General features: G+C 46.0%; 15 protein-coding genes. 11 read left to right on the top strand and 4 right to left on the bottom strand.

From position 1 onward, the window contains the following. Positions 1-54 precede the first annotated feature (54 nt). The 7 genes from AZI87_RS09705 (at position 55) to AZI87_RS09735 (ending at position 6,767) form a co-directional block, all read left to right on the top strand. A complete protein-coding gene (locus AZI87_RS09705; RefSeq protein WP_063206338.1) occupies positions 55-1,521 on the top strand; it encodes a glycosyltransferase family 9 protein in 1,467 nt (488 codons plus the stop codon). Beyond that, on the top strand, positions 1,508-2,191 hold the full coding sequence (locus AZI87_RS09710) for a hypothetical protein (RefSeq protein WP_063206339.1): 684 nt from the start codon (positions 1,508-1,510) through the stop codon (positions 2,189-2,191). The genes AZI87_RS09705 and AZI87_RS09710 overlap by 14 nt, the downstream gene beginning before the upstream one ends. A 172-nt stretch (positions 2,192-2,363) precedes the next feature. Continuing rightward, positions 2,364-4,148 carry a PAS domain-containing sensor histidine kinase gene (locus tag AZI87_RS09715; RefSeq protein ID WP_253696632.1) on the top strand — a complete coding sequence of 595 codons (1,785 nt, stop codon included), beginning with the start codon at positions 2,364-2,366 and terminating at the stop codon, positions 4,146-4,148. Between the two features lie 3 nt (positions 4,149-4,151). After that, complete coding sequence (locus tag AZI87_RS09720) at positions 4,152-4,505, top strand: response regulator (protein WP_063206340.1); 354 nt, start codon at positions 4,152-4,154, stop codon at positions 4,503-4,505. Continuing rightward, the gene (gene rsmD, locus AZI87_RS09725) at positions 4,502-5,077 is read left to right on the top strand and encodes a 16S rRNA (guanine(966)-N(2))-methyltransferase RsmD (protein WP_063206341.1); all 576 of its coding nucleotides are present in this window, start codon (positions 4,502-4,504) and stop codon (positions 5,075-5,077) included. The genes AZI87_RS09720 and rsmD overlap by 4 nt, the downstream gene beginning before the upstream one ends. Continuing rightward, positions 5,070-5,552, top strand: a complete 483-nt coding sequence (coaD, locus tag AZI87_RS09730; RefSeq protein ID WP_063206342.1) for a pantetheine-phosphate adenylyltransferase — start codon at positions 5,070-5,072, stop codon at positions 5,550-5,552. The genes rsmD and coaD overlap by 8 nt, the downstream gene beginning before the upstream one ends. 12 nt (positions 5,553-5,564) lie before the next feature. Continuing rightward, the gene (locus AZI87_RS09735; RefSeq protein WP_063206343.1) at positions 5,565-6,767 is read left to right on the top strand and encodes a pyridoxal phosphate-dependent aminotransferase; all 1,203 of its coding nucleotides are present in this window, start codon (positions 5,565-5,567) and stop codon (positions 6,765-6,767) included. Between the two features lie 66 nt (positions 6,768-6,833). Here AZI87_RS09735 and AZI87_RS09740 read toward each other — a convergent pair whose 3' ends face one another. After that, a complete protein-coding gene (locus AZI87_RS09740; protein ID WP_063206344.1) occupies positions 6,834-8,045 on the bottom strand; it encodes a hypothetical protein in 1,212 nt (403 codons plus the stop codon). Positions 8,046-8,204: 159 nt separating this feature from the next. On the opposite strand from AZI87_RS09740, the gene AZI87_RS09745 reads away from it, so the two are divergent. From AZI87_RS09745 to AZI87_RS09755, 3 genes are read left to right on the top strand one after another with little or no spacing between them, the layout of a single operon-like run. After that, the gene (locus tag AZI87_RS09745) at positions 8,205-9,137 is read left to right on the top strand and encodes a DUF2802 domain-containing protein (protein ID WP_063206345.1); all 933 of its coding nucleotides are present in this window, start codon (positions 8,205-8,207) and stop codon (positions 9,135-9,137) included. Between the two features lie 4 nt (positions 9,138-9,141). Beyond that, on the top strand, positions 9,142-9,384 hold the full coding sequence (locus tag AZI87_RS09750) for a hypothetical protein (RefSeq protein WP_063206346.1): 243 nt from the start codon (positions 9,142-9,144) through the stop codon (positions 9,382-9,384). A gap of 59 nt (positions 9,385-9,443) precedes the next feature. Further along, on the top strand, positions 9,444-9,881 hold the full coding sequence (locus tag AZI87_RS09755; RefSeq protein ID WP_063206347.1) for an SRPBCC family protein: 438 nt from the start codon (positions 9,444-9,446) through the stop codon (positions 9,879-9,881). 12 nt (positions 9,882-9,893) lie between these two features. Here AZI87_RS09755 and AZI87_RS09760 read toward each other — a convergent pair whose 3' ends face one another. Next, on the bottom strand, positions 9,894-10,262 hold the full coding sequence (locus AZI87_RS09760) for a hypothetical protein (protein WP_063206348.1): 369 nt from the start codon (positions 10,260-10,262) through the stop codon (positions 9,894-9,896). Between the two features lie 240 nt (positions 10,263-10,502). Here AZI87_RS09760 and AZI87_RS09765 point away from each other — a divergent pair, with 240 nt between their 5' ends. Then, the gene (locus AZI87_RS09765; protein WP_155722526.1) at positions 10,503-10,904 is read left to right on the top strand and encodes a hypothetical protein; all 402 of its coding nucleotides are present in this window, start codon (positions 10,503-10,505) and stop codon (positions 10,902-10,904) included. Between the two features lie 56 nt (positions 10,905-10,960). On the opposite strand, the gene AZI87_RS09770 is transcribed toward AZI87_RS09765, so the two are convergent. Both AZI87_RS09770 and AZI87_RS09775 read right to left on the bottom strand, forming a co-directional pair. Further along, positions 10,961-11,473, bottom strand: a complete 513-nt coding sequence (locus tag AZI87_RS09770; protein WP_041869467.1) for a hypothetical protein — start codon at positions 11,471-11,473, stop codon at positions 10,961-10,963. A gap of 207 nt (positions 11,474-11,680) precedes the next feature. Further along, entirely contained in the window at positions 11,681-14,623 is a 2,943-nt protein-coding gene (locus AZI87_RS09775; protein ID WP_063206350.1) for a TolB family protein, read from the bottom strand. Positions 14,624-14,695 lie beyond the last annotated feature (72 nt).

Here is a 14,695-nt window from a genome sequence, read left to right on the forward strand (position 1 = left end):
AGGATGCGGAAAGAGTTCAGTTGCTAAAAGAACTTATCAAGGAACAAGTGAAAAATGAAAATACTCGTCACACAACTCGCTAGACTTGGCGATATTTACATGTCATGGCCGGCGATGCGCGCTTTACGTCGTGCGCACCCAGATGCAGAAATTCATTTCCTCACTCGTCCTCGATTCGAAGGCGCCGTGGAAGGATTGACGGCGATTGATAAACATCTTTCTTTGCCGGTCAGTTCAATTCTTGCTCCTTTGGTGCAAGAAAATGCAGATATTGAATCAGCTTTGCAAACATTGAACGAATCCGTAGATGCACTTCGCGATGAAAACTATGATTGGATTATCAATCTGACGTTTTCCCCGGCATCGAGCTATCTTACTCATGCTGTCACAAATCCGGCAGCTACGGTAACGGGTTACACTCGTTATAACGACGGAAGTTTGTGCCTGTCTGACGAGGTCAGCTCTTATTTCTATGCGCAAGTGGGTATTGATAAGCCTAACCGCGTTCACGTCGTGGATGTTATGGCTTCGATGTTGAATTTAGAATACATCGAGTCTGACTTCGCAGCTCCGCAAGTTGGCAGTTTTGCCACGACTCTTCCGGAGACTTATTTAGTCTTGCACGTGGGTGCGAGTGAAAAACACAAGTCTTTGTCTCCGGAAAATTGGGCGAAAGTGCTTCAACCGCTTGCCGCAACGCAAATCCCGATCGTTCTTATTGGAGCGCAGGGTGAAGCAGAACTGGCCGAAGAAATCCAAGCTCACGCGATCGAAAATGAATTCGTCAACCTAGTAGGTCAGACGAAAATTTCTGATATCTTCGCGGTCTTACAAGACGCCGAACTTTTAATTGGCTGCGACAGTGCACCGATCCACATGGCTTCTTTGACGGATACGCCGACATTCAATGTCAGTATCGGTGAGGTGAACTATTGGGAAACCGGGCCAAAATCCACTTTGGGATTCATTTATCGCGCTGAGAATGAAGAAGCTCTGAATGCCGCTCGTGTTGGTGAGTGCATTCTAGGTCTCTTACAAGGTCAGGCGGCGCCGGAGCTTATCACTCGCGCAGCCGGTCTTGTCAGTTACGAAAAGAATGAAACGGCTCAAGAGCGTTTTCAATGGGACTTAGTACAAGCACTTTATTTGGGTGGGGCTTATCCTTTAGCGGATCGCATGGAAATTCTTCAAGGTGCAAGCCAGTTGGCTGATATCAATCAGTTCGCCATGGAGCAAATCCGTCTTATTCCCGAGAAGGGCTTGCAAAATGTCGGTCCTTTCTTGGATCGCGCAGAAGAAGTGATCGAAAGTATTAGCCGAATGGTTCCGGAACTGAGTCCTCTTATTAGCTGGTATCAAGCGGAGAAAGTCCGTGTAGGTCCCGGCACTTTAGAGGAAATCTGTACCGCAGCTTTGGATGTGCATGAACGATTGGCTCGCCATGTTCATGTCTACGTTCCTCAAGAGGCTCTGATCGAACAAGAGCAAGAGCGCAAGGAGGTCTGCGATGGAACGCTTTAAAGTGTCCGGCCAAGAGCTACGCGATTTTTATAAAGAAAATATCGTGCTGGGAAAAGTCTTTACCGATATCGAAAATGACCTTCGTTCAACGAATCAGGTTGTTTGTCGCTATATCGTAAATGGATTGGAAATCAACGAAACGGAAGAAGCCCGTTTTGCCACGGTTCCTTTAGAGCAGATCGACACGTTAGAATATCTTACGGAAAACAGCCGTGATCTGACTTCGATTGTTTTAAAGGGTTGGATTGATGCATTGCCTGAACTTATTCAGAGCACCGAAAACCTGGCAAAAAGAATGCGCGTTCAAGGACTCAGTGGTCTTTTAAAACCGATTCATGATCTCGTACAAAACTGTGAATTCCTTATCGACAGCACGATGACGGTGAAGGAAATGATGGGGGATCAATTCCTGGTTTCCAGTCCAGTTGATTGGTTTAAGGCGGAGCAAGCCAGCAAGAATACCGTTTTGCAGGCACTGCGCGCCTTGGAAAATAAGGATTTTGTTCTTTTAGCCGATGTCCTAGAGTATGATTTGAACAATGTTCTGCAAATGTGGTTAGATCATTTGCGAGTGTTGGAGAAATCACTGAATGGCGAATACACAGGATCTCATATCCATTCCGAACAAACTGGATCCCATCCTGTGGATCGGAAACGTCTCGCCAATTAGACTGCCGCATTTCTTTCCCTTTCAAAAAAGGGAAGTAGAAATCATTTTCAAGGCCTCCTGTGGTGAGGCCTTGTCTCTTTTGAAAACCCAGAAATTTTCCTCGATCTTAGTCCAGAATACGGCCGGTGATGACAGTCTGGAATTCTTGGTCCAAGCCCGGTTATATCAGCCCATGGCTCCACGGCTTTTGATTGCCGAAGATTTAAGTGAAAGTGAAGTGCGCGAGGGGATTAATAAAGCCCAAGTGTATCGCTTTATGCGCTGGCCTTTATCAGAGCGTGAAATCTGGGCGCAGTTGGAAAGCGCTTTGCAAAAACATTCCATGTATTTGTCGCGCTCCCTCTTGTTGCGGGAATCATCGCATCAGAATAAGCAGCTTGAGGCTTTGACGCATTCTTTAGAGGCGATGGTCGAAGAGCGCACGCAGTATATTGAACTGTCCCATCACGAAGAATCTGAAAAGCTGAACCGTGAAAGACAGCTTGTCCGTTTTATCAAAGATCTTGCGACGCAAACCTCGTTTGAGGATATCTTAGGAATCTTACGTAAAGAACTGCGCAAATTTCATAAGATGGGTGATCCCATCTTGGCTTATCGCTTAGGCGGCAATAAAACTTTCTTTTTGAGTTTTCAACTGGGGCATTTTACTCAAACCGAGTCTTTGACTCCCTACGAGTTTCCCAAAACACCGCAAGTACCCAGTGCCGAATTGATTCGCTATTTTGCCAACCATTTTGGTCGTCCTTTTATTAAGGCCTATGTTGTTCCCTTAGAGCTGCGTTTGACCAGTCACTTTGTAGGTGGTGAAGGCGAAGCCGTCTTGTGTATTGAAAACTCACTCTCTGATAAAGAGATGGGGCCCTTCATCGACTTTATGAGCGATCGCATGCGACCCTTAAGCATGGCACTGGATCGTGTTCTTTTGGAAAGCCAGCTCTCTAGTTTTTCCTATCGTTGGGAGAAAACTTTCGATGGTATGCGCGATCCTATTGCCATCGTCGACGTCGATTACAATGTGGTTCGCGCGAATAGAAAATTCTCGGATCGGTTTCTGCAACATAAGTGTTATGAAAGCTTCGCGCATCGCAAGTCACAGTGTGAAGGTTGCCCCGTTCCTCAAGCTATGAAAGAGGGACACCCTCAAGCAGGGCAGATTCAGGTCGATGGGCGTATTTATCAGGTTCATAGTTATCCTGTGCTCTTAGATCAGGGAACACGCCCTACAAATGTGGTAAATCAATACGTGGACATCACGCAGTCTCGCGAGCTTTATTTGCGGATGTTACAGAATGAAAAAATGGGTGCGATCGGCATGCTTGCCGGTAACATCGCGCATGAGTTGAATAATCCACTCACCGGCTTAAGAGCTTTAACTCAAGTCCTGTTGCAAGAGGCGCCTCAAGAAGGAAACCTCCACGCGGATCTGGTTGAAATCGAAAAAGCCACGGCGCGATCGCAAAGAATTATTAAAAACCTTTTGGACTTTTCAAAAGGCGAAGATCAGCCATCGGAATACATCAGTGTTGATGAGATCATCGAACGCACGTTGCCGATGTTGAAGTCTGCTTTGCGCACACATCGTCTGGAAGTGGATTTACAAACATTGGGACAAACCGTCTTCGTAGAGCCCCATCTATTGCAACAAGTGGTGTTTAATCTGATTAACAATGCTTGTCAGGCGATGAAAGATCCCGGCCGTCTGAAAGTGACGACGCGCTCTGAAGGAAAGTTTGTTATCACTGAAATCGAAGACACGGGCCCGGGGATACCTCTGGAAATCCAACGACGTATTTTTGAACCGTTCTTTACGACAAAAAAAGAAGGACATGGGACCGGTCTTGGGTTAAGTATGTCTAAGTCCATCATTGAAAAATTTGGCGGCACTATTCAGTTCCATAACGTCGAACCTCACGGGAGCTGTTTTACAATCGAGCTGCCCCGCAAGGATTCGGAGTAAGCGTTGAAGATTCTGATTGTGGATGATGAAGCGTTAGTACGTCGTTCGTTGAGCCGTGCTTTGAAAAGCAAAGGCTTCGACGTCATGGAAGCCACAAATGGTCACGAAGGCTTGCAATCCTGGAAAAGTTGGTCGCCAGATCTGGTTTTCTTAGATGTGCTGATGCCGGGAATGACGGGGCCTGAAGTCTTAAAAGAGATGGGCTCAAGCAACTCCGCCAAAGTCATTCTGATGTCGGCGTTTTCGGGCGAACACAATATGCAAACGGCCCAACAGATGGGTGCGAATCTTTTTGTTCCCAAACCTTTTGAAGATATTTTCGCCGTCGTCAAGATGGCTGAGGACCTTTTAGCATGAGAATTATTTCGGGTAAGTACCGCGGGCACCAGCTTGTGGCCTTTAAAGCTGATCATATTCGTCCCACCACGGATCGCGTAAAAGAAACGCTGTTTAACAAAATCCAGTTTCAAATCGATGGTGCCAACGTCGCTGATTTGTTTTGTGGCACAGGCAATTTGGGCATTGAAGCGTTATCTCGTGATGCTAAGTTCTGCACCTTCGTAGAAAAAAATCCCAAATCTTTGACCATCACTCGTCAGAACTTAGAAAAGCTTAAAGTCCCTAATTCGGAATATAAGATCATCAATATGGACGTCATTGCTTTCTTGAAATCGTACCAGGGAGAAGCTTTCGATATTATTTTGGCGGACCCTCCCTTTACGGAAAAAATGGCTCATTCAGTCATGGAGGCTGCGAGCGTGAGCGCGGGCTTTGCCGAACACACAATTATGGCGATAGAATCTGAAAAGAAAGAGCGCATGGAAGAGCGTTATGGTTCCTTGGTGCGCTATGACCAGAAAGACTACGGCGACAAATATTTGAATATGTTTTGTCACGAGGCGGCCCTAAAGGAAGAGAACAATGAGTAAGATTGCAGTTTATCCAGGAAGTTTTGATCCAATCACTATGGGCCACGTGGATATCATCAATCGTATTGCGGCCGTGTATGATCAGGTCATTGTCTTGGTTGCACAGTCGTCACAAAAATCCTCTATGTTCAGCGCAGAAGAACGTAAAGTCTTGATTGAAAAATCTTTGTCTCATGTGAAGAATGTGAAGGTCGATATTTTCGGTGGTCTGACTGTCGATTATATGAAAAAGGCTAAAGCTCAAGTCATCGTGCGCGGTCTTCGTGCCGTCGTGGATTTTGAGTACGAGATGACCATGGCTAACATGAACAAAAAACTGGCTCCGGAAATTGAAACGCTTTTGGTGTTCGCAAGTCCTGAGTACTATTACATCTCTTCTCGAGGTGTGAAAGAAGTGGCCGTCAATGGCGGTGCATTAAAAGGCTTAGTGCCCGACGTGGTGATAGAGGCTTTAGAGAAAAAGATCAAAAAATAAAAGGAGTGGGCTTTGCTTCAACTTTCTAAAAGAGCACAAAACTTAAAGACGTCTCCTACTTTATTTCTCGTCGCAAAAGCCAGAGAGCTGGCTTCACAAGGTCACGATGTGATCTCACTCACTGTGGGTGAACCCGATTGGCCCACGTTCAAAGCACCTTCCGATGCCGGCATTGAAGCCATTCAAAAAGGTATTACGAAGTACACACCTGCTAACGGGACTTTAGAACTTCGTAAAGCCATCACAGAAAAAATGAAGCATGAATTAGGCTTTGAATACACGCCCAAAGAAATCACGGTGGCATCGGGTGCGAAATATATTATCTTCGCGGCTTTGCAGATGTTGTGCTCTCCCGGTGATGAAGTCATCGTGGCGACACCTTACTGGGTCAGTTATCCGACGATGATTGAACTTGCCGATGGCGTGCCTCATATCGTCGAATGCGGTGAGCTTGAAAATTTCAAAATCACTCCGGAAAAGTTAGAAAAAGCCATCAATCTTAAAACGCGGGCATTCTTGTTCTGTTCACCGAGCAATCCCACGGGATTGTCTTACACGGCAGACGAATTAAAAGCTTTGGCAGAGGTTCTACGCAAACATCCACAGGTGGCGATTATTTCTGACGACATTTACAACCGTCTGGTTTTTGATGGCAGCAAAGTGGCGCCGCATATTCTTTCAGTGGCTCCAGATCTTCGTGAGCGCACAGTTTTAGTGAATGGCGGATCGAAAGCTTACTCGATGACCGGCTGGCGCATTGGTTGGGCGGCGGGCCCTGAAAAACTAATTACAGCGATGGCCGATTATCAAAGTCAGTCGACGGGTTCTCCTTCGAGTATTTCTCAACACGCTCTTCTTGCGGGCCTTCGCACCAGCGAATCTGACATTAACGGCGTGGTTGAAAAATTGATTTCAAGAAAAGTTTCAGGGTTGAAAGAGCTTCAGGCGATTGAACACTTTAAAGTGGCTGAACCTCAAGGCGCCTTTTATTTCTGGGTCGACATCCGCAACTGTCTTGGTAAAACCTATCAGGACCGTGTCGTACGAACTTCTAAGGACTTCTGCGATATCTTGTTAGAAAAGTTTTTCGTCGCGACTGTGCCGGGGGCCGAGTGTGGGACTGAAGGTTTTATGCGTTTAAGTTTCGCCGTATCGGAAGACACTATGAAACGCGCCGTTGGAAGAATGCGCGATTTTGTGGGGCAACTGGTTTAGTGAACGCCTTAGAATAAAAAAAGGAGAGTGCGAACTCTCCTTTTTTATTTCCATATCAGATTTTCTCTAAAATAGATTTTTGAAGAAAGAAACAATCTTAGCAAAGAAGCCTTGCTCCGCCAGCGGAGTCGCTTTAGTCGCTGAACTTGGGCTGCGGCCGTCGTCAGGGCACGAGTATTTCAAATCAATCGTGCGGCCTGCTGGAACCGGAGTATCAAACACCAAGTTCATACCTTCGATGCGTGAAGAGACAACTCCCGCAGAAGGAGTGATTGTCACGGTGATGTTTCCATCCACCGGAGCACATTCTAAAGGAACAGAGCTTAATGAATCTTGAATGCGATCTAAGAAAAGATTTAAGTTCGTCGAGAAGTCTGATTCGCAGATGGAACCAACACCACCGCCGGTCATCTGTGAAAGTTCGGCGTATTTAAATCCGTAGTGAGATTTTGCTCCACCCGCATCTTGAGAAGCTTTGCACGAGCTGTCGCCTGGCTTCACGATGATAGAGTTCACGGTAAAGCGGCGATCGGCACCGAAAGTGTCGCGGAAAGACTGAACGAAAACTTCGGGTTTATCCTCATCTTCAAGAGGCTTCAATTCTCCAGAGTAAACTTGTTGAGAAGAATCTCCACCAATGCTGCGCTCATCTTCATCCGAAATAATGATATAAGCCACAGCAGAATCAGGACGATAACAACCATTGTTGCCTGAATAGCGAAGGTCCCCGTTATAAACGTGGCGCCACATAGCTTTAATAGCACGTTCGTCGTCAGAACCAACCCAACCGGCATTAATGTAGTTAATTGTGTTAGAGAAGATTTGCGAAAGATTCGATGTTCCTCTTTGCAAAACCATTCCTAAAGAAGTGGAAGCCGTCGAAGAGCTTTGCCAGTAAATCGAAGCACCCCAAGCCGTTTGCGTGGAAGAAACGGGAAGAGCACGAGTCACCGTCGCACACATCTGCCAATCAATATTGGAATTCTGAAGCTTGGTTACGAAGGGGGCTAAATTCGCCGCAAGCTTTTGGTTATCAGGAAGCATTGAGTTTGAATCATCGACAACAAGAACGATATCCAACTTGTTATCGCGGGCGCTGACGGTATTTGTATAATTTACTTCGCGGATCGAGCCGCCAGGAACGGGGCCGGGATCGACATTGCTATCATCCACATCTCCCGCTGACTTTGAAGAAAATTGCACAGGTCCACAAGCGGTCAATGACAGCACCGCCGTCAAAGAGGCCCACACCAACCCCTTAGATAATTTGAGCAACATATCCCACGCTCCCCTTTGTTGCATAATAACACACCATTTTTTGTGTACCAAAGCAGGGCGGAGTCCAGGTCCTGGTTTGATACGATTGTGACCTAAGTCTCGTTGTGAGACGGACCTTCGGCAGTTTAGAATTTAATTAATGTTCGGCGGGGAGGCCTAGTGAGTTTCTGGTTCTTACTACAAGTGCTTGTGAATTTAATTCTATTAGCAGGTGTTGTTGGTTTGTGGGTTCGTTTAAACCGTCCTCCTAAAGATGATCCAAGACTCAGTAAAGGCTTGCAGCTTTTGCAAAGCAAAATCGCCGTATTGGAAGACCTTTCAGACAGAACTGAAACTCAGGTTAATCAGTTAACGGCTTTGTTGGAACAGAAAGTAAAAGACATTCAAACCAAAATTCAGGCTTCTGATAAACAGCTTGCGAAAATCGAACAGAGCATGCAAAAAAGTTTGGAAGTCGCAAAGATCTTCCAAGATCGTATTCCTCACAACGAAATCTTAGAACGCAAAAACACGATTAAATACGTTAAAGCTGCTCGTTTAGCGCATCAGGGTCACAGCATCGATGATATCGCTTCTCAAGTGCCAGAACTTTCTCGCGGGGAAATTGAATTCATTGCGAACGTGAACCGTGATCAATTGATGTTCTGTGAAGACAGTTTACCGGAATGGGCGCAAGGCGAAGCCGATATGCACGATTCAGCATCGGATTTGAGTGACGTGGATAACATGTCCTTCATGGCGCCATTGCAAAGAGATTCGGCGCATGACATGAGCACTGTATTTGAAGTTCCCAAAACCGACAATGAAGCACTTAAAAAATTAGGCGAAGCTTTTAAAGCGGCTTGCATTGAAGTGGAAGAAAAAGAAACAGCGGCGCAACAAACCGCCAACAATGTTTCAGCTCTATTCAATGTCACTCAGAATATCGCGCAAACTTTCTTAAGCGAAAAACCGACGCCGGTGGCTCCGACAGCGGCTCCGAAGGCGCAGACCTTAGCAACGACGGCTCCAACATCTGCTCAGGGAAAAAAAGACAACGTGATTCGTCCCGTTGAATTCCGTCGCTTAGATATGACGAAAGATTTAGGATAAAACTTTGGCTTCACGGAGCTTTATAAAATCTTTGCAGAAAGGTCAGATTCTTCAGGCGATTGTGGAAGAAGTGACTTCTTCCAAGGAAGCTCTGTGCAACTTTCAAGGTGATCTTTTGCTCGTGGGTAACCACACCGGTCTGCCGCTAAAAAACGGCGACCCCATCAAATTACAAGTCATCAGCACTCAGCCTTTGCAATTTCAAATATTCGACGCCAAGAATATGCGATTTCAACGAGTCGTTTAATATTTCTAGGGCTGCTGACATCCCTCCCTTATCCTGAAAGAACAGGAAGAGAGGTGCGTATGGTTACAAAGATTGAAAAAACAATCTCCCTTAAAGCTCCGCGCGAAGATATTTGGCGGGCCCTTACCAAGAAGAATGAACTCTCTCAATGGTGGAATGAAGGTGTGATCCTTCAGCCTGATATCGGTGGTATCTTTCAAGAGCCCTGGATTGATAGCGAAGGTCAAAAACACCTGGCGTCGGGACGTGTTGTTTATTCCCGCGAAAACCACGATATTGTTTTTACCTGGCATGAACACGAATGGCGCCCGGAATGGGAAACTGAATGTATGCTGAAGATCGAAGACAAAGGCGAAGAGCGGACGGTGACCTTACAACATTATGGTTGGGAACACTTTCCCGATGCACAACGCGAATCCTTACAGAAAGAATTCGACGTCGTGTGGGATATCCATCTTAAAGATTTAAAAAAATATATCGAATCAGGTCCTCATTAAGAGGACCTTTCTTTAGAAGCAGTTATAGCGCGGAGCTTTGCCGGATTCTTCGATAGAAGCGCAAGCCACGTGGCCTCGGCGAACGGTCACATCGTCAAACTGCTCTTCTGATTTCGGAGAAAATGACAGATAGAGCTCTTCGGCGATCTCACCAGTAATGCCGCCTTCTGAGCTCATGCAATAGACTTGTTTATTCTTATGAAGCGCACAAGACACATTCGCCGAAACTAGAAGAACCCCATCGCCGGCATTTTGTGGAGACTCCATAGTTGCTAAGAATCCAAAAAGCAATCCGCCCTTAGCGGGATCTGTTATTTTCAGTTCGGCATGGGCTTGAAGAGTCAGGACCAGGGTCGCGATAGTAAGTACGATCTTTTTCATAAAAAACTCCTTATTTATAAATGTTCATGTGGTTTCTATAGCTACACCCGTGCCATTCAGGGGGCTGTTTGCGAAATTTTCCAAAACACCTTTCAGTGTCAGAAGCTTAGACAGTCTTGAAAATAGCGCTCCAAGAATGTCATTATGAAAAGGCGATGTGATGGAACAGTTTTTCCAGTCATCAAGAATATTTGCGGCATGATTTCGAAAAGTTCTGCATACTTTTATTAAGAGGTTCTTATGAACGCGTTAAGGTATTGGATGGCAGGGGTTTTGGTGAGTTTGTCTTGCTCGATGGCGTCGGCCGCCACTCCGGCATTGTGCGGTGGTCTTCAGTTACCCAAAGAGGCTTATAAGGCCTGCTTGAAAAGCCAGCTCCCTTTAGATGGTTTGTATGCTTGTGCGAAAAGCTTTAATCGCAATGATGTGATCGCCCAGTGTGTTTCCAGCAATCAACCGACGGATGTCATTTATACCTGTGGGCAGATCAATCATATTGAAACCCAAAAGAAATGCCTTGCGGGAAATAAAACTTCCGAACAGCTCGTGAAATGCATGATCTCTAATAACAACATCAAACGATTAGATTCTTGTGTTGGGAATTCATCCGCAAAATCAGTGAGTCCTGAGGGCCAGCACTAATAAAAAAAGCGCTGCTTTGTGGGCAGCGCTTTTAAATTCTTTTTAAAATTTTAAAACTACTTCGAACTTTCTTTGATGAACAAAGTCAGATAGTGGCGAACCATGTATTCCAGTTTCACAGGCAAACCTTGGTACATCCACACAAGCTCGCCGAATGCACCCCATTTCGCTTCAACAATATGCTCGTCCATAACGTTCGTCGCTGTTTGTTGAGCTTCTGTAGAACCCGGAGTTGGAATGTAGTTCGTTCCAATAAAATTGAAACGAATGCTGATTTGTCCCGGCGCTTTTAAAGAGAAGATCATTTTAAAGCCGTTACGGAACAGCATGAAGTCGGCGTGAGTTTTCGCGATACCGTAAATTTTGATACGACCCAAAGCCGAAGGTTTCAACTCGTTGAATGAAGTGGAGGCGTCAACAAATTCAGTTTTTAGCTCTAGCAGGAATTGAATGCTTTCGTTGATCAGAATTTTTTCTGAATCAAATCCGAAGCTCATATCCACGAGGCCAGACTCTTCCATTTGTTGTTCAGCTTTCACAAGTTCTTTAATCCAGCTGATTTTTTCCATGAACCCTCCCGGTTGACAGCATAACGCAGCATCCTCGCCGCTAGTTGTCGATTACTTTAATAATTTCGAGGGCCTGGGTCTTTGTCAAGACTGGTAAGTTTGGCTCGGCGCGAAAGGGGGACTCCCATCGCCCGAGGAGGGGGATCCTTTGTGGGCGATGGGGCTTTTCAGCACTCATTAGTAAGACGCTGAAGAGCCTAAAGAGGGTTAAAACCCAGTGATCTGAAGGGCGCTTCCGATGACTCCCTCAGAACCGGCGGGGGTGTTGAAAGCCACGTAATATCCGACGACTAAGCTCACGGGGATGACGTAGCCCAAAGTGGTTTCTAATTTAAGTTCCACCCCCGAACTCCAATACCAACGTTTCATGTCGGTAGTTTCATAGACGGAGCGAACATCGTTCACAAAAAGTCCATCCGCAGCGGCACCATCGGCAATAACGGCTGCTGAAAGACGACGCAAGAAAAGAGGATCCGTTCCTGAACCGCGATAAAAATCCATCACGGGCAAGCGGTATTCTGCATTCACTACCGCCAGGTTTTTTCCGAACAGCTGACCTCGTTTGTAACCGCGCAAAATATATTGGGGCAGAGGACTGTCTGGAACGAAGACCAAAGGCTCCGTCGCGACACCGTAAACCGCAGAAACTCGATCTGGCGTGTACACACCATTCGTTCGTAACATCAAGGCGTGATGTTTCGGCAAATAGTGAGACAGATAAATTTCTCCACCGGCTAAAAACTGCGTGTGGCTTAAGTATCCATCTTGAGCGATGTAATCATAAGCTCCCAGGTAAGCGCCGCCGCCACTTTCCGGAGAAATCTGCGCGCCCGCTTTTGAATAGTTCGCGTGACTCAACATCGCATAGGGGCCGGTGCGTTTGGTGTTTGTATTTACGGTTTCGCGTTCAAGATATTGCCAGCCGATTTGCAAATTCGTGTATTTTGAAACCCAGAACATACTTGGTAAGACTGCGGCGGCAAGACCGTAGTCATTCAGCTCATTAGATACAGTGCCTAAGTAAGAACTGCGTTTGTAAGCCAAAGCCGTCCAGGGAAGAGCCGTGGTTTGATTCAAATAAGTTCCCACAAGACTTCCACGGTTAAGCCCCGTGTCCCACGACCCAATGAGTGTATAGCTGTGTTTTTTCAGGGGATCAAAACCCGAAGTCTGCGCTGTCAGGATGATGCCGGTTTCGCTGGAAGAACCTGACACAAAAGGCATCCAGTACTGAGGCCACAGGTAACCATAAGGAGAATAATCTTCAAGCGTTGATTGGTTTAAAGCGGCACGAGCCTCTTCGATCTTTTTTTCATCAGGTTTTACTTCAGGATAACGATCCGCCATCAAACCTTTGATTTCGGGAAGTTCGGAAGGCGCATTTCTCCACTCTTCCGACTTGATTGCGACAACCTTGGGGCCTTGGGATGTCATATGAGTCGCAAAAATATCTTTACTGAGAGGATCAAAATCGGCTGTAAAAAATGCCGTCAACGTATTTGAAACCGGGCGCGCTTTTTTAAGATCATTGTCGGCAAGATAAAGATTCAAAACACCACTTTGCCCGGAAGTGAAAAGCAGACCCTCAGGTGTTTTCTTTGCGAAACGAATATTTTTATATTCCGGGAATAGAAGCTCTGATTTTTGCGACGACAGAGAATAGCTATAAAGATGTTCTGACCCATCCACTTTGCGCAAAGAGAATAAAAGAAGATCCTGATTCCAGAACAGGGGATAAGAGATTCTTTCTTGCAGTTCCGGAGAGTAAACAATCTCTTCTTTCCAAGTGCCTTGAGTGTCTTTTAAAATTCCTAAGTGAGTTTTCCCACCATCTAATTTTACAAAGACAATGGCTAAGCCATCGGGGGCGACGGAAGGCTCTCTTCCCCGAAGTTTCTGTGTCAGGCGTGTGGTTTTTTTGTGAACCAGATCGTAAACATGCAAATCAGAAAAACGCTCGATGCGATTCACATAGTCGATCTTGTCATAGACGATTTTTTCCGAATTCGGAAACCAACTGACTCTTTGGATACTGCCGGTAGGAGGTCCATCTCGCGGAGAGGCCGGTTCAAATTCCTGATTGAATTTTTCAACCGTATCCGAGCTTTGTGCATCCAAAAAGCTTTGTGAATCGTTCGCGCGAGTGATGATTTTCACGGAACGGGAGCTGGCATCGTCTTCAGTCACAACCGCCAGGTGTTTTCCATCCGGGGAAATAGACGGGGCGGTCACAGAGACAAAATTATTTTTCGGAATTACGACTTGAGTGATTTTGCCTTCGCGAATGGTTTTTAGCTGTGTCTGCGCGCGAATGACGACTTCATCCAGCATCTGATTGTATTGGGCCGTGTAGTTCATTCCTAAAATTTCTTTGGCCGGAGTTTCGATGAAATAAGGAACCCGGCCCCCTTGGCGCTCGTTCAGGTCTTTGGCGACGTGAAGACCGTGCTCAGTGAACATCTGACTCCACATAAGGGAGCCAAACAAATAAGCTCGCATGCCTTCGGGCCAAGTGGGAATGTACTCGTTGGCTTCGGCAATGTCGTAAGAGTAAAAAGTTTTGTCTTCGACCATCGCGCGAATCGTCGCATCTTGATAAAAGGATCGCAGGCGGCCGTGGTTTCCTAAGCGCGTTTCCATTTCAACCGCCACGCCTTCCTTCCACCATGTTGGCAAAAGAATATTCGGTGCGATGATATTTCCAAAAACGAAACGCAAAGGTTTCATGATTCCATTGGCGGGTTCAAAATTGAGAATGTGAGTGTATTCATGGGCAAGAAGTTCAAAGGCCCAGTCACCCGTGTCAGCCAAGCTCTCTTCCGGGCCCGGCAAAACGGGGTAAGCCATAATGTGAGGGTAGGGAATGCGAGTGGCATATCCATTTGTGACGTCAGTTTTATCGTTTATAATAACGATGGTTTTTTCGGGCAGAGAGTGAAAATAAGAGCGGAGTTCGGCGTAGGCTTTTTCCAGTTTTTCGGCGTAAAGAAGACCAAGGTCCTGCTGCTTGGCATTAAAGATGATTTCAAAATGAGGAGTCTTCAGAGTCTTCCACTTTAATTCAGGCGGAACCTCAAGTTGTGCGAACGCTGAGAGAGGAAAAAGAAAAATGAAAGAGAACCAAAGATGTAAAACACGCCGTCTGTGCATAAAGTCTCTTAGCCGTACAGCAACACAATATCATTTAGGAAATCTAAGGTTTGACAATGAGCCGCTATAAAT

This window comes from Bdellovibrio bacteriovorus, assembly GCF_001592745.1.
Taxonomy (GTDB): domain Bacteria; phylum Bdellovibrionota; class Bdellovibrionia; order Bdellovibrionales; family Bdellovibrionaceae; genus Bdellovibrio; species Bdellovibrio bacteriovorus_B.

Excerpts from the sequence above, each read along its gene's own strand:
- AZI87_RS09770 (WP_041869467.1), bottom strand. The coding sequence starts at position 11,473 with ATGGAAAAAATCAGCTGGATTAAAGAACTTGTGAAAGCTGAACAACAA.
- AZI87_RS09705 (WP_063206338.1), top strand. The coding sequence starts at position 55 with ATGAAAATACTCGTCACACAACTCGCTAGACTTGGCGATATTTACATG.
- coaD (WP_063206342.1), top strand. The coding sequence starts at position 5,070 with ATGAGTAAGATTGCAGTTTATCCAGGAAGTTTTGATCCAATCACTATG.
- rsmD (WP_063206341.1), top strand. The coding sequence starts at position 4,502 with ATGAGAATTATTTCGGGTAAGTACCGCGGGCACCAGCTTGTGGCCTTT.
- AZI87_RS09765 (WP_155722526.1), top strand. The coding sequence starts at position 10,503 with ATGAACGCGTTAAGGTATTGGATGGCAGGGGTTTTGGTGAGTTTGTCT.
- AZI87_RS09710 (WP_063206339.1), top strand. The coding sequence starts at position 1,508 with ATGGAACGCTTTAAAGTGTCCGGCCAAGAGCTACGCGATTTTTATAAA.
- AZI87_RS09755 (WP_063206347.1), top strand. The coding sequence starts at position 9,444 with ATGGTTACAAAGATTGAAAAAACAATCTCCCTTAAAGCTCCGCGCGAA.
- AZI87_RS09740 (WP_063206344.1), bottom strand. The coding sequence starts at position 8,045 with ATGTTGCTCAAATTATCTAAGGGGTTGGTGTGGGCCTCTTTGACGGCG.
- AZI87_RS09760 (WP_063206348.1), bottom strand. The coding sequence starts at position 10,262 with ATGAAAAAGATCGTACTTACTATCGCGACCCTGGTCCTGACTCTTCAA.
- AZI87_RS09715 (WP_253696632.1), top strand. The coding sequence starts at position 2,364 with ATGGCTCCACGGCTTTTGATTGCCGAAGATTTAAGTGAAAGTGAAGTG.
- AZI87_RS09775 (WP_063206350.1), bottom strand. The coding sequence starts at position 14,623 with ATGCACAGACGGCGTGTTTTACATCTTTGGTTCTCTTTCATTTTTCTT.